Annotated in this window: 13 protein-coding genes; 4 read left to right on the top strand and 9 right to left on the bottom strand. The window is 68.7% G+C overall.

Annotated elements, in window-relative coordinates; all coding sequences use genetic code 11:
* Positions 1-41: 41 nt before the first annotated feature.
* Positions 42-1,082: a porin gene (locus BUE42_RS02885; protein WP_073462589.1), complete on the bottom strand. Its 1,041-nt coding sequence runs from the start codon at positions 1,080-1,082 to the stop codon at positions 42-44.
* A gap of 140 nt (positions 1,083-1,222) precedes the next feature.
* Between BUE42_RS02885 and BUE42_RS02880 the strand changes: the two genes are divergently transcribed.
* The gene (locus BUE42_RS02880) at positions 1,223-1,726 is read left to right on the top strand and encodes a (2Fe-2S)-binding protein (protein WP_073462588.1); all 504 of its coding nucleotides are present in this window, start codon (positions 1,223-1,225) and stop codon (positions 1,724-1,726) included.
* Entirely contained in the window at positions 1,723-4,002 is a 2,280-nt protein-coding gene (locus tag BUE42_RS02875) for a xanthine dehydrogenase family protein molybdopterin-binding subunit (protein WP_073462587.1), read from the top strand. Before BUE42_RS02880 ends, BUE42_RS02875 begins: the two co-directional genes overlap by 4 nt.
* Here the strand turns inward: BUE42_RS02875 and BUE42_RS02870 are convergent.
* The 5 genes from BUE42_RS02870 to BUE42_RS02850 form a co-directional block, all read right to left on the bottom strand.
* Complete coding sequence (locus BUE42_RS02870; RefSeq protein WP_073462586.1) at positions 3,995-7,219, bottom strand: PAS domain-containing hybrid sensor histidine kinase/response regulator; 3,225 nt, start codon at positions 7,217-7,219, stop codon at positions 3,995-3,997. The genes BUE42_RS02875 and BUE42_RS02870 overlap by 8 nt on opposite strands.
* Before the next feature lie 157 nt (positions 7,220-7,376).
* Complete coding sequence (pyrF, locus tag BUE42_RS02865; protein WP_073462585.1) at positions 7,377-8,198, bottom strand: orotidine-5'-phosphate decarboxylase; 822 nt, start codon at positions 8,196-8,198, stop codon at positions 7,377-7,379.
* A gap of 21 nt (positions 8,199-8,219) precedes the next feature.
* Complete coding sequence (locus BUE42_RS02860; RefSeq protein WP_073462584.1) at positions 8,220-8,534, bottom strand: type II toxin-antitoxin system VapC family toxin; 315 nt, start codon at positions 8,532-8,534, stop codon at positions 8,220-8,222.
* A 4-nt stretch (positions 8,535-8,538) separates the two neighbouring features.
* On the bottom strand, positions 8,539-9,273 hold the full coding sequence (locus BUE42_RS02855; RefSeq protein ID WP_073462583.1) for a hypothetical protein: 735 nt from the start codon (positions 9,271-9,273) through the stop codon (positions 8,539-8,541).
* Between the two features lie 20 nt (positions 9,274-9,293).
* The gene (locus BUE42_RS02850) at positions 9,294-10,196 is read right to left on the bottom strand and encodes a LysR family transcriptional regulator (RefSeq protein WP_073462582.1); all 903 of its coding nucleotides are present in this window, start codon (positions 10,194-10,196) and stop codon (positions 9,294-9,296) included.
* Positions 10,197-10,274: 78 nt separating this feature from the next.
* Between BUE42_RS02850 and BUE42_RS02845 the strand changes: the two genes are divergently transcribed.
* Entirely contained in the window at positions 10,275-10,889 is a 615-nt protein-coding gene (locus tag BUE42_RS02845; RefSeq protein WP_073462581.1) for a glutathione binding-like protein, read from the top strand.
* A 6-nt stretch (positions 10,890-10,895) separates the two neighbouring features.
* Here the strand turns inward: BUE42_RS02845 and purB are convergent, their stop codons facing one another.
* The 3 genes from purB to BUE42_RS02830 all read right to left on the bottom strand — a co-directional run bounded on the left by purB (position 10,896) and on the right by BUE42_RS02830 (position 15,583).
* Positions 10,896-12,278, bottom strand: coding sequence for an adenylosuccinate lyase (gene purB / locus BUE42_RS02840; protein ID WP_073462580.1), 1,383 nt, complete (start codon positions 12,276-12,278; stop codon positions 10,896-10,898).
* 45 nt (positions 12,279-12,323) lie between these two features.
* The gene (locus tag BUE42_RS02835) at positions 12,324-13,865 is read right to left on the bottom strand and encodes a leucine-rich repeat domain-containing protein (protein WP_143171269.1); all 1,542 of its coding nucleotides are present in this window, start codon (positions 13,863-13,865) and stop codon (positions 12,324-12,326) included.
* A gap of 122 nt (positions 13,866-13,987) precedes the next feature.
* Positions 13,988-15,583, bottom strand: a complete 1,596-nt coding sequence (locus BUE42_RS02830) for a leucine-rich repeat domain-containing protein (RefSeq protein ID WP_143171268.1) — start codon at positions 15,581-15,583, stop codon at positions 13,988-13,990.
* 72 nt (positions 15,584-15,655) lie between these two features.
* Between BUE42_RS02830 and BUE42_RS33340 the strand changes: the two genes are divergently transcribed.
* Positions 15,656-16,114, top strand: coding sequence for a hypothetical protein (locus BUE42_RS33340; protein WP_200798893.1), 459 nt, complete (start codon positions 15,656-15,658; stop codon positions 16,112-16,114).
* Positions 16,115-16,122 lie beyond the last annotated feature (8 nt).

Genomic DNA, 16,122 nt, shown 5'->3' with positions numbered 1-16,122 from the left:
GGTTCGTTTATCGAGGAAGCCGCAAGAGATTGCAAGCTTTTTCAGAACCGTACCCGCAGCCCGGCCGCGACGCTGGTGCCGCTGTCCACATTCGTCAGCCGGTCGCTCATCACCACCGCATACGCATCGGTCAGCTTCGACAGCGCGTGGTCGTAGCCGAGCGTGACGGTGCGGTTCTTGACCTCGCCCGGGTTGAAATCGGCATTCGCCTGGCCGTACTGCGCGACCACCTTGCCGAGCGCGCCCACCGGCACCGCAAGCCCGAGCCCGTAGATCGTCGACTTGGTGTCGACCGTGGCCTTCGTCTTCACGCGCGTGGCTTGCGCATACAGCTTCACGACGGTGAAGTCGTAAGTGCCGCCGAATTGCAGCGTGTCCTGGCGGTTGAAGCCGGCCGGCACCGCGACCAGCCCATTCTTTACCTGCTGATACGCAATCGTCGCGCCCCAGGTGTCAGTCAGCAGCACCCAGTTGCCGCCGAGGTTGCGGCCGGTCGCGCCGGGCGCGCCTTCGCCCAGGTTGCCGATCAGGCTGACGTTGTAGCCCTCGGCGTTCGAGGTGTTGTAGAGCAGCGAGTTGTTCCAGCCCGAGTCGCCCTGGAACGCGAGGCCGGTGCTCGGCGCGAACACCTGGCGGATGCTCGGCGAGAAGCCGAACGAATCGCCGATGGCGTTGAACGACAGCGTCGAGACGAACAGCGGCGTCGTGTTGCGGCCGAGCGTGCTGGTGCCGAAATCGCCCTGGAAGCCGACGTAGGCGTTGCGCGCCCAGAACGCATCGGCGCTGTTGCGGCCGACCGAGCCGGTGTCGGCCCGCAGGTAGTGCTCGAGCGCGAACTTCAGCTTCAGCGAGCCGCCGAGGTCTTCGGTGCCCTTGAAGCCGAGGAAGCTGGTGGTCATCTTGCCGCTCTCGGCGCGCAGCGTGCGCGCGGCGCCGGCATCCTGGAAGCGGCCGGCGGACATGTCGATCAGCCCGTACAGCGTGATCGATGAGGCTGAAGGTGAGGCAGATTGCGCGGAGGCGGCTGCGGACAGCGTGGCGGCGACCGCGGCAGCGGCCAGGCAGGACAGACGACGGTTCATGCAGCGGAGCTCCGGAAGGACACAGCCCGTCAGGATAAACCCCAACGCGTGTGCCGCCGGTCACACCCCGTTTCGTTGACGCCACAGCCGCAGGCGCCCCGCCGGCCCAGAATGGGGACCGACACCGGAATGCCCGACCCATGGAACTGAACGTCAACGGCCAGATGCTGCCCCTGCCGCCCGACGCGGTGGAGCCCGACATGCCTTTGCTGTGGGTGCTGCGCGACGTGCTGATGCTGACCGGCACCAAGTTCGGCTGCGGCGTTTCGGCCTGCGGCGCCTGCACGGTGCACGTCGACGGGCAGGCGGTGCGCTCGTGCGTGACGCCGCTGTCGGCCGCGCAGGGCAAGCCGGTGCGCACCATCGAGGCGCTCGGTGCGCCCGGCCGGCCGCACGCGCTGCAGCAGGCCTGGATCGCCCACCAGGTGCCGCAATGCGGCTACTGCCAGAGCGGCATGCTGATGGCCGCGGCCGACCTGCTGGCGAAGAACCCGTCGCCGACCGATGCCGACATCGACGCGGCGATCACCAACCTGTGCCGTTGCGGCACCTACCCGCGCATCCGCGACGCGATCAGGAGCGCGGCGGCCGTGCTCCGTGGCGACAACGGCAAGCAGGACCGGGCGAACGAGGCCCGCGCATGAAGCGAAGAAGCCTGTTGCTGAGCGCGCTGGCCGGTGGCGGCGCGCTGCTGGTCGGCTGGAGCGCGCTGCCGCCGCGCAGCCGCATCGGCACATCCCATCCGCTGCCGGACGCCGATGGCGGCGTGACGCTGAACGGCTGGATCCGCATCGAGCCCGACGGCCAGGTGCTGCTCGCGATGGCCCGCAGCGAGATGGGCCAGGGCGTGCACACCGCGCTCGCGATGCTGGTGGCCGATGAACTCGACACGCCGCTGTCGCGCGTGACGCTGGTGCAGGCGGCGCCGCAATCGCTGTACGGCAACGTCGCGATGTTCGTCGGCGCACTGCCCTTCCACCCGGACGACGCCGAGCCCGGCCGCGAGACCACGACCGTCAAGGCCGGCCAGTGGATGGTCAGCAAGTTCGCGCGCGAACTGGGCGTCAGCGTGACCGGCGGGTCGTCGAGCATCGCCGACGCCTGGGACGTGCTGCGGCTGGCCGCGGCCACCGCGCGCGCGCAATTGCTCGGCGCGGCGTCGCTGCAATGGAAGCTGCCGCGCGAAGAGCTGCAGGTGCATGGCGGCATCGTCAGCCATGTGTCCGGCCCGCATGCGCACTTCGGCGAACTGGCGAAGCTGGCCGCGGCCACGCCGATCGGCGACGTGCGCACCAAGGACCCGAAGGACTGGACGCTGATCGGCACGCCCGCGCCGCGCACCGACCTGGCCGCCAAGGTGGACGGCACGGCGCGCTTCGGCCTCGACACGCGCGAGCCGGGCCAGTTGTATGCGGTGGTGCGCCACTGCCCGATGCTCGGCGGCAGCCCGCAGCGCGTGAAGGTCGACGCGGCGATGCAGCTGCCCGGTGTGCAGCGCGTCGTGCGGCTCGGGCCGTATGCCGGCTCGACCGCGGCGGTGGCCGTCGTCGGCCGCAGCACCTGGCATGCGCGGCGCGGCGCGCAGGCGCTGGAGATCGACTGGGCGCCGCCGCCGGCCGGCGGGGCCGACACCAGGCGCATCGACGAGGCGCTGGAACGCGCCGCGCGCGAGGCCGCGCAGTCGGACGGCGGCTTCGCGTTCCACACCCGCGGCGACGTGAAGCAGGCGCGTGCCGGCGCCGCGCGGCAGATCGAATCGCTGTACCGCGCGCCCTACCTCGCGCATGCGCCGATGGAGCCGATCAACTGCACGGCGCGCGTGCACGACGGCGGCGTCGAGCTGTGGGTGCCGACACAGGTGCCCGACATGGCGCGCGCGATCGCGGCCCGCGTGGCCGGCGTGCCGCTCGAGGCCGTGACGCTGCACGTGACCTACCTGGGCGGCGGCTTCGGGCGGCGGCTCGATGTCGACTTCGTCGCGCAGGCGGTGCGCATCGCGATCGAATGCGGCGGCCACCCGGTGCAGCTGGTGTGGCCGCGCGAAGAAGACATCGCGCACGATTTCTACCGCCCGGCCGGTGTCGCGCTGATGCAGGCGAGCCTGGACGGCAAGGGCATGGTGTCGGGCCTCGCGATCACCACGGCGGGTGACGCGATCACGCCGCGCTGGATCGAGCGCGTGCTGCCGGCGCTGGCCGGGCCGGTCGACACGCCGGACAAGAGCGCGGCCGAAGGCCTGTACGACCTGCCGTACGGCATCTCGCACCAGCGCATTGCGCAGGTCGCGACGCACAGCGGCGTGCCGGTGGGCTACTGGCGCTCGGTCGGGCATTCGCACCATGCGTTCTTCAGCGAGTGCTTCATCGACGAGCTGGCCGAGGCGGCGCACCAGGACCCGGTCGCGTTCCGGCTCGGGCTGCTGGGCGACATGCCCCGGCATGCCGCGGTGCTGAAGCTCGTCGCGGCGAAGTCGAGCTGGGGCCGGCCGCTGCCGGTGGGCCAGGCGCGCGGCGTCGCGCTGCACGAGAGCTTCGGCAGCATCGTCGCGCAGGTGATGGAGGTGTCCCTGTTCGATGGCCGGCCGCGCATCCACCGCGTGGTCTGCGCGGCCGACATCGGCACGGTGGTGAACCCGGGCATCGTCGCGCAGCAGATGGAGAGCGCGGTGATCTTCGGGCTGTCGGCGGCGCTGTACGGCCGCATCGACATCGAAGGCGGCGCGGTCAAGCAGCGCAACTTCCCGGACTACAAGCTGCTGACGCTGGCCGAGTGCCCGCGCATCGAGACGCACCTGGTGCCGAGCAGCCGCGCGCCCGGCGGCATGGGCGAGCCCGGCACGCCGCCGGCGGCACCGGCGCTGGCGAACGCGTTGTATGCGTTGACCGGCAAGCGGCAGCGCGCGTTGCCGCTGATCACGTAGCGCGACGCTCCGATTGCGCCACCGCGCGCAGCAGCGCCTGCCGCAGCCGGTGCGCATCGATCGGCTTCGTCAGGAACTCGTTCATCCCCGCGGCCAGCGCCTGGTCGCGCTCCGACACCAGCGCGGCCGCCGTCAGCGCGATGATTGGCAATTCTTCGGCCGGGTGCTGCTCGCGCAAGCGTCGCGCCGCCTCGTGCCCGCTCAGCCGTGGCATCTGCACGTCCATCAGCACCGCGTCGAACAGCCGGCCGGCGTCGACCGAGCGCCGCACCGCCACCAGCGCCTCGATCCCGTCCACCGCCTGCACGACGTCGACGCCCCACTGCTCCAGCATCGCGACGCCGATCATCATGTTGACCGGGTTGTCTTCCACCATCAGCACGTGCGCGCCGGCCAGCGACGCGGTGTCGAGCGATTCCGCATCGGTGCCGACCTCGCGCGCCGGCGTGGCCGGCAGCGGCAGCGCGGCCCAGAAGCGGCTGCCGCGCTCCGGCGCGCTCTCGACGCCGACGCTCCCGCCCATCAACATCGCCAGCTCCTTGCAGATCGACAGCCCGAGCCCGGTGCCGCCGAAGCGCCGCGTCGTCGACGAATCGGCCTGCGTGAAGGGCTGGAACAGCCGCTGCTGCGTGGCCTCGTCGATGCCGGCGCCGGTGTCGATCACCGCCAGCCGCACCCTGCCGTCTTCATCGACCGTCGCCTCCAGCGTCACATGGCCGCGCTCGGTGAACTTGATGCCGTTGGTCAGGTAGTTGCTGAGGATCTGGCGCACCCGCACCGGGTCGCCGAGCACCGTGCCCGGCACCTCGGGCGTCATCGCGAGGCGCAGCGACAGCCCGCGCGCCTGCGCCAGCGACTGGTATGCGCGGTGCACCGCCACCAGCAGCCCGCGCAGGTCGAAGGCCACCGCCTCGACGCTGAGCTTGCCGGCCTCGATCTTCGACAGGTCGAGGATGTCGGAGATGATGCTCGCGAGGTTCTGCGCGCTGTCCTGGATCTGCGCCAGGTACTGGTCGCGGCGCAGCGCGTCGAGCCCCGGGCGCATCGCCAGCCGCGCCAGGCCGAGCAGCCCGTTCAGCGGCGTGCGGATCTCGTGGCTGGTGTTCGCGAGGAAGGCGCTCTTGGCCTGGTTGGCGGCCTCGGCCACGTCGCGTGCATGGGCCAGCGCCTGCTCGAACGCGCGCCGTTCGGTCACGTCCTCGGCGATCCAGATCGTGCCGCCCTGGCTCGGGTGCGTCGGGTCCACCGCCTGGGCGAGCAGGCGGCACAGGAAGCTGCTGCCGTCGCCGCGCCGCATCATGCGCTCGACCTCCACCGGCTCGCCCTGCGCGAGCCGCGGGCCGACCAGCGCGCCCATCTCGGCATACGCCGCCTCGTCGCTCCACACCGCCTGCCCCGGCTGGCCGATCAGCGCGCCGGCCGGCCAGCGGAACATCGCCTCGAAGCAGGGGTTGGCCTGCATGAAGCGGCGCTCGCGTGTCAGCGCGATGCCGATCGACGCGTTCTGCAGGATCGCCTCGTGCTGCAGCCGCACCCGCTCGGTCTCGGTCACGTCGCGGCCGTTCAGCACCAGGTAGTCCTGGTCGTCCATCCGGAAGCGCGCTGCCGACAGCAGCAGCGACACCACCGTGCCGTCGCGCCGCACGAAGGTGGCCGGCAGGTCGGTCACCAGGCCGCCCTGGGCCAGGCCCGCGACCAGCGCTTCGCGGTCGGCCTGCCGGTGCCAGATGCCGATCTCGAGCGCGGTGCGGCCGACCACCTCGTCGCTGCGCCAGCCGGTGATGCGCGTGAAGCTTTCGTTGACCATCACGTAGCGGCCGCTCGCCACCTCGGTCAGCGTGATGCAGTCGGGGCTGGTCGCCACCAGGTGCGACAGCAGCGCCTGCGAGCGCCGCAGCGCGGTCTCGGCCTGCACGCGGGCGGTGATGTCGTGGAACATCGACAGCGTGGCCGGGCCGTCCGGCGCGCTGACTCGAATGCCGGAGGCCTGCACGCTCAGCGGCCGGCCATCCAGCGATACCAGGCTGGAATCGGCGACGCCCAGGCCCTCGCCGACGGGCAGCGCCTCCAGCGTCGCGACGCGCCGGCGAACCTGTTCCCGCGCCTCGCCGGCGGGGTAGAGCTGCGGCAGGTCGAAGCCCTTCATCGCGTCGGCCGACGCGAAGCCGAACATGCGTGCGGCGGCGTCGTTGCCGTCGATCGCGACACCGTTGCGGTGCAGCACCAGCGCGGTCGGCGAGCGGCGGAACAGCTCGCGGTAGCGGCCTTCGCTCTCGGCGGTGGCGCGGCGCGCCTCGACTTCGGCGGTGATGTCGCGGCCCAGGCCCCAGTAGCCGACGAAGCGGCCATCGGCATCGAAGCGCGGGCGGCCGCTGACCACGCTGTGGCGCAGTTCACCGTGTTCGCCCGGGCGGCTCGCCATCAGGTTGCTGAACGGCAGGTGCGCCTCGAGGTCGGCGCGGTGGCGCGCCAGCGTGTCGGCATCCAGCCCGATCTGCGGCATCTCCCACGGCCGGCGGCCCATGCGCTCCTTCGCATCGATGCCGGAGTACTGGTTCAGCTTGTCGCTGATGTGGGTGAAGCGCAGCTCGGCATCGAGCTCCCAGTACCAGTCGGCGGCCATCAGCAGCAGGCTGCGAAAGCGCTCCTCGCGGTCGCGCGCCTCGCCGAGCGCGCGGCGCACGACGCTCGCGATCAGCATGCCGCAGGTCGTGGCCGACGCGAAGATCAGCCAGTGCGCCAGCACGCGCACCGGCAGCGGGATGGCCTCGATCGGCATCGGCCCGGGCAGCCAGCCCCGGCCGTTGGCCATCGCGAGGCCGGCGACCGCCGCGGCCATCGCGAGCGCCAGCACCAGGCCCGACGCCGGGCTCACCAGCACGGTGACGACGCAGATCAGCAACCCGAGGTAGCCGAGGTTCAGCGCATGCACGCCCTGGCCGAGGCCGACCGCGGTGACCAGCACCGCGATGGCGGCGATCCAGCCCATCAGGTGCACCAGCTTCGGCAGCGCGATGCGCCGCAGGCCCCACAGGCCGAGCGTGAAGCACAGCGCGAGCACCAGGCAATCGCCCACCAGCAGCGCGCGCATGCCGGGGCGGGTGGGGAGGGCCGGCGACAGGTAGATCAGCGCGCCGAGCAGCGAGATCGTGACGCCCGCGCCGAAGAACAACCGGGCCACCAGCCGGTCCAGCGGTTCGCGCGGCAGAAGGGGCAAGGGCGAGGAGAGCGGCACGGCGAGGGGGACGCGCATTGACGACCTGCGCGGTGCCGCCGAGTGTGGCACCGCGCCACGGCCGTGGCGGGCTGGTTTTCCCGGTTTCGCCGGGCCTGCCGTGCAGGACTGCACGGCACGGTGCCTCTCGGGCGGCGGGTCAGGCGGCCGGTTTGTGGGCGTTCAGCTCGAGGCGGGTGGCCTGGGCGACGCGGCGGGCGGCGCTCGCGAAATCGTCACCATTCGACGCATAGAGCACGGCGCGCGACGAGTTGACGACGATGCTCGCGTCGGCACGCCAGCCGGCGCGCACCGTGGCGGCCGCGTCGCCACCCTGCGCGCCGACGCCGGGGATCAGCAGCGGCAGCGTCGGCGCGAGTTCGCGCACGCGGGCGATCTCGCCGGGGAAGGTGGCGCCGACCACCAGGCCGAGCTGGCCGCTGCGGTTCCAGTCGCCCTGCGCGAGGCGGGCCACGCGCTCGTAGACCAGCTCGCCGCCGACCAGGGGCTGGGCCTGCAGGTCGGAGCCGCCGGGGTTGGAGGTGCGGCACAGCAGGATCAGGCCCCTGTCGCCGTAGCGCAGCCACGGCTCGAGTGAATCGAAGCCCATGAAGGGCGACAGCGTGACCGCGTCGGCCTGGTAGCGCTCGAAGGCTTCTCGGGCGTACTGCTCGGCGGTCGGGCCGATGTCGCCACGCTTGGCGTCGAGGATCACCGGCACCTCGGGCGCGACGCGTTTGATGTGGGCCATCAGGCGCTCCAGTTGGTCTTCGGCGCGGTGGCCGGCGAAGTAGGCGATCTGCGGCTTGAAGGCGATCACCAGGTCCTTGGTGGCATCGACGATCGCGGCGCAGAAGTCGAAGATGCGGGCCGCGTCGCCCTTCCAGGCGTCGGGAAACTTCGCCGGATCGGGATCGAGCCCCACGCAGAGCAGGGAATCGTTGCGGCGTTCGGCGCGGCGCAGCTGGTCGGTGAATTTCATGGTGAGAGGCTTGGAGCCGGGTCAGTTCTTGTTGGGTGAGGCGTCGTCGTCTGGTTTGTCGAACGGCAACCCGCTTTGCAGGGCGCACTCCAGCGCAGCCCGCTTGTCGAACGGTTCAATCCGCAACCGGGGCTGACTCTCCAGGGCTTGCAAATACGCGTCACGAGCCTTGCCGGCACGCACGAGAAACTCGGCCAGGGCGGGTGTCGGCACGAACACATCGGTGCGCGACTTCTGCAACGTGGCCACCAGATGGTCGAGCTTGGCACGTCGTTCGCCGGCGAGGCGCTTGTTGAAGAGGTCGATCAGGACCGAGGCGTCGAAGAGCACGGCCATGCAGTCACTCACCGCCTCGGATGCGATGCCACTCGGCGAGCGGATCATCAAGATCTGCCCAGCCGTTGCCAAGCACTTCCCGCGCCTGCAGCACCATGGTTTCAAGCGATCTGTCATCGAGCCGTTCCCAGCTCTTGATGACGAACGACTCCATCGTCCAGACGCGTTCGGCGTCGCGGCGCCAGCGTCCGTCACCGCTGACCCGGACCGGGCCGCCGAACAGGTGCGGTGCCAGTTCTTTCGCCGTCGATCGCGATGCGCTGCATTGCAGTTTCTCGCCGCCTTCACCCTCGAGCCACACGGGCACGGTGTCGTCCTTGCCACCCACTCGGATCACGACGCCGTCGAGGGTACCGAACTCACGGGTGACGATCTCCTGCGTCAACAGCGTCTTGCTACCGGGAAAATCCAGCACCTTGTCGCCGTGCTTCAGCTTCAGCACCGCACTGCAGCCGTCTTCGCGCAACAGGGCGTTCAACGTGCGGTAGTGGCGGGTCAGTTCGCGATCCGCCTGAGGAGTGCCCACCAAGGCAAGTCGCTGCGCGACGCTCGCCTGCGCAATGGGATCCACGGCGATCTCCGGCACGGCGCTGCCGCTGCGGACCTTGATCAAGTGAACGTGTTCGCTCGACCCGAACAGCTTGGCGAGTTCGGCGACGTACTCCGCCAGACGCCGCATCGGCAGCGTGTCGGGTTGCCAAGCATCCATCCTGAAGTCGTAGACGACGAAATCGCTCATGAGAATCTCCGACCGTGATTCTAGGGCGCAGCGTCCATCCGCAGGTTCGATGCCAGGTGCGCCGCGACCACCGCGATGCGCCGCAGGTGCCGCGACTCCGGGTGCGTCAGCAGCCACAGCTGGGTCTCGCATTCGGCCAGCGGCTCGCCGAGCGGCTGCAGCTCGCGCCGCTGCGACGCGAGGAACACCGGCGCGATGCCGACGCCCAGCCCGGCGGCAACCGCATCGACCACCGACTGCACGCTGTTGACGCGCAGCACCGGCTCGACCTTCGGCAGGTGCTTCTTGCGCCAGCGCACCGACGGGTGCTCGGGCAACGCATCGTCGACAACGATCCAGCGCGCGGCCGCCAGGTCGACAGGCTTGCGCTGCCGTCCGGCCGGCTTCAAGCCGTAGACCGCCGACGGGATCGGCCGCAGTTCGCGGCCGACGACGTGCGGCGGCGGCTTCACCGTCGCGCGCAGCGCGATGTCGGCCTCGCGCTGCGACAGGTTCACCAGCTCGTTGCGTGCAGTGATCTCCAGCCGCAGCAGCGGGTGGGCCGCCGCCAGGCCGGTCAGCGCAGGCAGCAGCAGGCCGCTCAGGATCGTGTCGGTGGTGCTGATGCGCACCAGGCCGCCGACCGCGCCGGCATCGAGCCGGGCCGCACTGCGCGCCGACTCCAGCTCGGCCTCGATGCGCTCGGCATGCTGCGCGAGCTGCAGCCCGAGCTCGGTCGCCAGGTAGCCGCTGCGCGAGCGCTCGAAGAGCCGCTGGCCGAGCGCCTTCTCGCAGCGCTGCACGGTGCGGAACACCGTGGAGCCGTCGACACCGGCCAGCGCGCCGGCGGCCGCCAGCGTGCCGCCGCGCACCAGGGCCAGCAGCACGGCCAGTTCGCCCGCGCCGATCGGCGACGCGGCGGTCGATTGCAGCGGTGCAGCCATCGCTTGCCTCCTTGCCTATTTCAAATGCAATGGCGCAATCCTAGATTCAAGGCCTCGACACCTCAACAGGATCTTTCCATGAAGCTCTATTTCGCCCCCGGTGCATGCTCGATGGCCATTCACATCGCGCTGCGCGAGACCGGTGTCGCCTTCGAGGCGCACCAGGTGGACCTGGCAACCCACACGTTGACGGAAGGCGGCGGCAGCTACTTCGAGATCTCGCCACGCGGCTACGTGCCGCTGCTGGAGTTCGACGACGGCTCGCGCCAGACCGAAGGCAGCGCGCTGCTGCAGTACCTTGCCGACCTGGATCCGGCGCAGGCGCTGATCGGCGCGCCCGCCAGCCGGCGGCGCCTTGGCGTGACGCAGTGGCTGAGCTTCGTCAGCACCGAGCTGCACAAGACCTTCAGCCCATGGCTGTGGCACAAGGAGACGGCCGACAGCACGAAGCGCGACGCAAAGCTCAAGCTCGCCGCGCGCTTCGCCGACATGGACAGCCACCTCGCGACGCGCGAGTTCCTGGCCGGCGACTACAGCGTCGCCGACGCCTACGGCTTCACGATCGTGAACTGGAGCAACTTCCTCGGCATCCCGCTGTCGGACTTCCCGCACCTGCGCGCGTGGATGGACCGGGTGTCGGCACGGCCGGCGGTGCAGCAGGCGCTGCGGGCCGAGGGGTTGCTGAAAGACTGAAGCGCCTCAGCGCTGCGGCGTGCCGATGCGCTTCGCCAGCTCGGCGCCGATGCCGATGTAGCTGCCCGGTGTCATCGCGAGCAGCCGGTCGCGCTCGGCCTGCGGGATCTCCAGCGTGCCGATGAACTGCTGGATGGCCTCGCGCGTGATCGTCTTGCCGCGCGTCAGCTCCTTCAGCCGCTCGTATGGATTCGCGAGCTTGTAGCGGCGCATCACCGTCTGGATCGGCTCGGCCAGCACCTCCCAGGCGCTGTCGAGGTCGGCCGCGAGCGCATCGCGGTTCACCTCGAGCTTGCCCAGTCCGCGCAGCAGGCTGTCGTAGCCGAGCACCGCGTAGCCGAGGGCCACGCCCATGTTGCGCAGCACCGTGCTGTCGGTCAGGTCGCGCTGCCAGCGGCTGATCGGCAGCTTCTGGCTCAGGTGGGTGAGCAGCGCGTTGGCGAGGCCGAAGTTGCCTTCGGCGTTCTCGAAGTCGATCGGGTTGACCTTGTGCGGCATCGTGCTGGAGCCGATCTCGCCTTCCTTCGTGCGCTGCTTGAAGTAGCCGAGGCTGATGTAGCCCCAGACGTCGCGCGACCAGTCGATCAGGATGGTGTTGGTGCGCGTCACCGCATCGAACAGCTCGGCCATGTAGTCGTGCGGCTCGATCTGGATGGTGTACGCGTTGAAGTTGAGGCCGAGCGCGCCTTCGATCACGCGCTTCGAAAAGGCTTCCCAGTCGACCTCGGGGTAGGCGGCCAGGTGGGCGTTGTAGTTGCCGACCGCGCCGTTCATCTTGGCGAGCAGCTGCACGCCGGCGATGCGCTCGCGCGAGGTGCGCAGCCGCGCGACCACGTTGGCGATCTCCTTGCCGACGGTGGTGGGGCTGGCCGTCTGGCCGTGCGTGCGGCTGAGCATCGGCACGTCGGCCAGCTCGACCGACAGCGCGGCGAGGCGGTCGACGATGCGGTCCAGCGTGGGCAGCAGCACCTCGGCGCGAGCGGCCTTCAGCATCAGGCCATGGCTGGTGTTGTTGATGTCTTCGCTGGTGCAGGCGAAGTGCACGAACTCGCCGGCGCCCTTCAGTTCGGCATTCGATTCGAAGCGGCCCTTCAGCCAGTACTCGACCGCCTTCACGTCGTGGTTGGTGGTGCGCTCGATGTCCTTGATGGCCTGGGCATCGGCCTCGCTGAAGCGGGCCACCAGGCCGCGCAACAGCCCGCGGGAAGCCTCGCTCAGGGGCTTGAATTCGGCCAGGCCGGCGTCCGACAGCGCGATGAACCACTCGACTTCCACCTGCACGCGGCGGTGCATCAGGCCGAACTCGCTGAGCAGCGGGCGCAGCGCGGCGACCTTGGCGGCGTAACGGCCGTCGAGCGGGGACAGGGCGGAGAGGGCGGAGAGGTTCATGGGGACGGGCAAACGGGCGGAAAGGGCTGATTTTAGGCGGGTGGCCTATCGGGCCGGTTTCCAGGTTCTCGGCGTGGCCTGGACAGCGGTGGCGCCGCGCTGCGCACGGACCACGGCCGCCAGGCTGTGCAAGCTGTCTTCGTCGTTCCCCATCTGTTTGACGATGTGCGAGCAAAGTTCCAGAGGAAGACCCCTCCACAGCGTGAGCGAGGACGACAAGCCGGTGTGGAAGGCCGCGGAAGCATCGGCCCGCAGGTGTTCGAAGCGGCTCTCGCGGATGCGGTTGCGGTTGACGGCAATGGAACATATCCGACCGAGGGACTCGAGTTCGTCGCGATGCAGGCATGTGTCGCCGAAGGCCGGCAGGATCAGCTGCGTCAGGGTGAAGTTGGGCTTCACGGGGCCATCCCATGCCAGCGCATTCTTCACCGCCGTGAGGAAATCCAGAGACATGGCGCAGCGCGACAGGTCCAGCGTGCGCAGGCGATCGTTTCGGCGCAGTGCGTACGTCAGATCGTGCCCGCCGCCCCACAAGTCATGTCCGGCAAGTGACAGCCGCTCGAGACGCGGGTGGTTCGCGAGTGCAGACAACACGGATGTGACGTCGAGCGACGAATAGGGTTCGGTGGTGCCCAGGTCCAGCCAGGCGAGTGACGGGGTCATCGGAAGGAGCGTGAGGATGGTGCCCACGATGCGGCTCTTCAAGCTGGTGCCAAGGGACATGCCAGTCCAGCCGTTGCTCCGGGCCGTCTCGAACAGCGTTTCCACGTCGGCCTGCGACAGCGCACAGTCCGCCATCTCGAACTCGCACAGGGTGGCGCTGGCCCTCACGGCCTTCAGGATGCGTGCGCGATCTTCGATGCGGAAGGGGTTGCCACTCAGGCAGAGCCGTCGAAGAGGGGCCGACGCCAGCAGGTCAGCGATCGCCTCACCGGGTTGAAGCGGCTTCTTCCGGTGTGTGGATCGCGGAGAGGTCAGCGTCTTGCCGAGGGCCCGCCTGGCGGTCTTGGGCTTGGCGGGCAGCAGCCCCGTGAGCCCGCGATTGCGCGACAGGTCGAGCGCCTGAACCTTCGGGTTGCGCTTCAGGCATTCAGCGAGCCGCGGCAGGCTGCGCGGTGTGATCTGGTTGCCGCCGAGGTCGAGCGTGATCGGCACGTCCGGCAGGAGCGGCACCCACCGATCGATCCAGCGCACCAGGCATTTGACGTCCTTGTTCGTCACGGGGCCATGCGCATCACCTTGCGTGGGGTATCCGAAGCACAGGGTCAGGGCGGTGTCGATGCCGCGATCGAAGATCTCCTTGGTCAGCCAGGCGGCGGGGCGGCCGTCCTCGGCGTGCAGGCTGAAGCGCATGAGCTGCGACCGATCTGCCAAGGTCGTCGGCAGTTCCTGTTTGTCGTGGAAACTGGCCACGGGACCTGATGACGGAACCAGGTTCCGCGTGACCTTCCTGAACTCAGGCTGCAGACATTCCGGCTGTCCATCGTCATCGGTGCCGCGGGGCTTGATGAGCAGCGAAGGTACTTTCGACAGCGAGTGGGTGCGCCGTTCCGTCTTGTCTTTACTGCCGTGCACGCTGGTCTCCATCGTTCCGCGATGCCCCTTGAGTAACAGCCACTCGCCGCCGCGTTCCAGAGAAGGCTGCCTTTCTGGTGATGGCAGCCTGCCGATTCAATGAACGGAACGGTGCTTGCCCTCGAGGGCCTGCGTCATCGTTTTCGGCGTCGGCTACCACCTCGTCGCACTTTCGCCTCTTCATCCCGCCGATCCTTCAGCCGCAGTCCTCCGACCATGGCCATGCCGCTGAGGGTCTCCAGCGCGACCTCCTGGCCGTGTTGGGCGGCAGCGATCCTCCATGTCCATTCCCCGATCTGTTGGCCGATTTCCTTGGGAAGAGGAAGGACGGGAGGCAGATGGCTCAAACAGGGGGCGATCTTTTCTGCTTTCTTCATTCCCAGCATGTCTCGATTCGCCAGGAGCTTGTCGCGGATCACACCGTCGGCGTCTGGAATGTCTGCCTGCAGATGGAGCAAGGACGTACTGCCCAACACGGCGCTCTGCAAGAGGTCAGCGTCAATACCGCAGCGCCTCAGATCGAGAACACGCAAGGTCTTGTTGTCGTTCAACGCATCGACCAACCCGCCTTGCCTCCCGGGCGGAATGCGGCGCCCGCTGATGTTGAGGATCTCAATCGACTGGTTGTGCTGGAGTGCCAGGAACCACCCGGAGCCGCAGTTTTCGTTCATATCCGCAGAACGGCCGATTTCGCTGCGGTCAGAAACCGACAGGTCGATTTCTTCGAGGTGAGAGTTCGAGGAAAGAAGAGCTGTCGACACCTGGGTGTACATGTCGTGGCCGATGACCATGTCGGCAAGCGACACCACTTTCAGGCAGTGGTGCCTGCCGATGGTCTCCAGCAATGCTGGATGGGCGGCCTGCAGGGAATCATCCAGGATCAACGTGTGCAATGAAGCCTTCTCGAGCGCCTTCCGGAATTCTTCTGGCGCGACAAGCATGACATTTCCGGACAAATCGAGGTGCTTGAGCGGGGCGTCGACCAGCAGCGTGTGCGCGTATTTCCATATCTGCCCATTCTCGCCAGGATGCAGGCTGTCCAGTCGGCGCAGGGTCAGCCTCACCAGTGGCTTGGCTTGCAGTGCGCCGCAGATCTTCTTCGGCGACAGGCCCCGGACCGACAAGTCGACCTCCCGCAGGTCGGGTGCGCCCTTGATCGCCGCATAGAAGGCCTTCGACAACTTCTTTCCGTCGACTCGATTTCCTTGCAGATCGAGACGCGTGATGCCGGACAGGAGTTTGCCGAGGTGTTTCAACCCGCTTTCGTCAATCGCGTTGCCGGACAGGTCGATGTGATTCAGGTCCGGCAGATGCCGCCTCCATTTCTCGAGCCACTTGCCCAGGAATTTGATGTGCTCTCCATTGAGGCGATCTGCATCCGGAGGTGCGAAGTACATGGTGGCGGGTCGCGCGTTCAGGTGCAGGGTGGTGGCGCCGCCTGCGATCTCCCTTTGCCGATGAAGGTACAGGAAGGCCAGTGCGTCGCTTGCTTGCGCTTTTACGCAGAGGAGAACCAGATCAGCCAGTTCTGCACCCTGTCGACTCACATCTCCCTGCACGAAGTCGAAGTACCCGGACTCTTCCAGCTTCTGCTGGAACCCGGCGCTGAGCGGAGGCTTGCGCATGTCCAGCAACTGATCGGCGGTCGCAGCGCTCTTCTGCGATTTCGACGTCTCCGACTTTGGTAAATCGGTCCGTGGTGAGAGCTTGCCCAGTTTTTTGTCGCTCACGATTTCTTCGATGTTGTTGGTCGAGTCGGGTGAGTAACATCCGCGGACCAATCGTTCAATGCTCGCGTCACGATGCACCGCTTCATCCCCGCTACCGTCTTGCCCTTGTTGTTGACCGTGGCGGCTTGCAATCGCACGCAGGCACCGGCATCTCCGGCAGTCGCGTCGGCGCCGGCCGCGGCATCGCCGGCGCCTTCGGCCGCACTTCCCGCGGCGACGGCAAGCGTTGCCCTCACCACCCAGCTCCAGCAACGCGCCGACGGCGTGCTCGCCGCGCACCGCCAGATGGTCGTGCTGATGACCGGCGAGCGCGCGCTGAAGCCAGCCGAGCGCCGCGCGGTCGGTGCCGTCGGCCAGCTGCTGTTCCACGACCAGCAGGAGCGCGTCGATGCGCTCACCACGGCCGCCGCCAACACCGCCGACCCCGCCACGCTGCCCGCGCTCGAAACCCTGCTCGACCGCATCGAGAGCGAGCCGAGCTGGTTCGACGCCGACCGCCTCGCGTTCAAGGAATTCCTGACCCGCCTGTAGGCCCAGTA

Origin of the sequence: Rhizobacter sp. OV335 (genome assembly GCF_900142965.1) — a bacterium.
Lineage (GTDB): Bacteria > Pseudomonadota > Gammaproteobacteria > Burkholderiales > Burkholderiaceae_C > Rhizobacter.
This window is presented reverse-complemented; position numbering and strand designations above follow the sequence as displayed.

Coding starts and splice junctions, on each gene's coding strand:
- BUE42_RS02885 (WP_073462589.1), bottom strand. CDS start 1,082: ATGAACCGTCGTCTGTCCTGCCTGGCCGCTGCCGCGGTCGCCGCCACG.
- BUE42_RS02880 (WP_073462588.1), top strand. CDS start 1,223: ATGGAACTGAACGTCAACGGCCAGATGCTGCCCCTGCCGCCCGACGCG.
- BUE42_RS02875 (WP_073462587.1), top strand. CDS start 1,723: ATGAAGCGAAGAAGCCTGTTGCTGAGCGCGCTGGCCGGTGGCGGCGCG.
- pyrF (WP_073462585.1), bottom strand. CDS start 8,198: ATGAAATTCACCGACCAGCTGCGCCGCGCCGAACGCCGCAACGATTCC.
- BUE42_RS02860 (WP_073462584.1), bottom strand. CDS start 8,534: ATGGCCGTGCTCTTCGACGCCTCGGTCCTGATCGACCTCTTCAACAAG.
- BUE42_RS02855 (WP_073462583.1), bottom strand. CDS start 9,273: ATGAGCGATTTCGTCGTCTACGACTTCAGGATGGATGCTTGGCAACCC.
- BUE42_RS02850 (WP_073462582.1), bottom strand. CDS start 10,196: ATGGCTGCACCGCTGCAATCGACCGCCGCGTCGCCGATCGGCGCGGGC.
- BUE42_RS02845 (WP_073462581.1), top strand. CDS start 10,275: ATGAAGCTCTATTTCGCCCCCGGTGCATGCTCGATGGCCATTCACATC.
- purB (WP_073462580.1), bottom strand. CDS start 12,278: ATGAACCTCTCCGCCCTCTCCGCCCTGTCCCCGCTCGACGGCCGTTAC.
- BUE42_RS02835 (WP_143171269.1), bottom strand. CDS start 13,865: ATGGAGACCAGCGTGCACGGCAGTAAAGACAAGACGGAACGGCGCACC.
- BUE42_RS33340 (WP_200798893.1), top strand. CDS start 15,656: ATGCACCGCTTCATCCCCGCTACCGTCTTGCCCTTGTTGTTGACCGTG.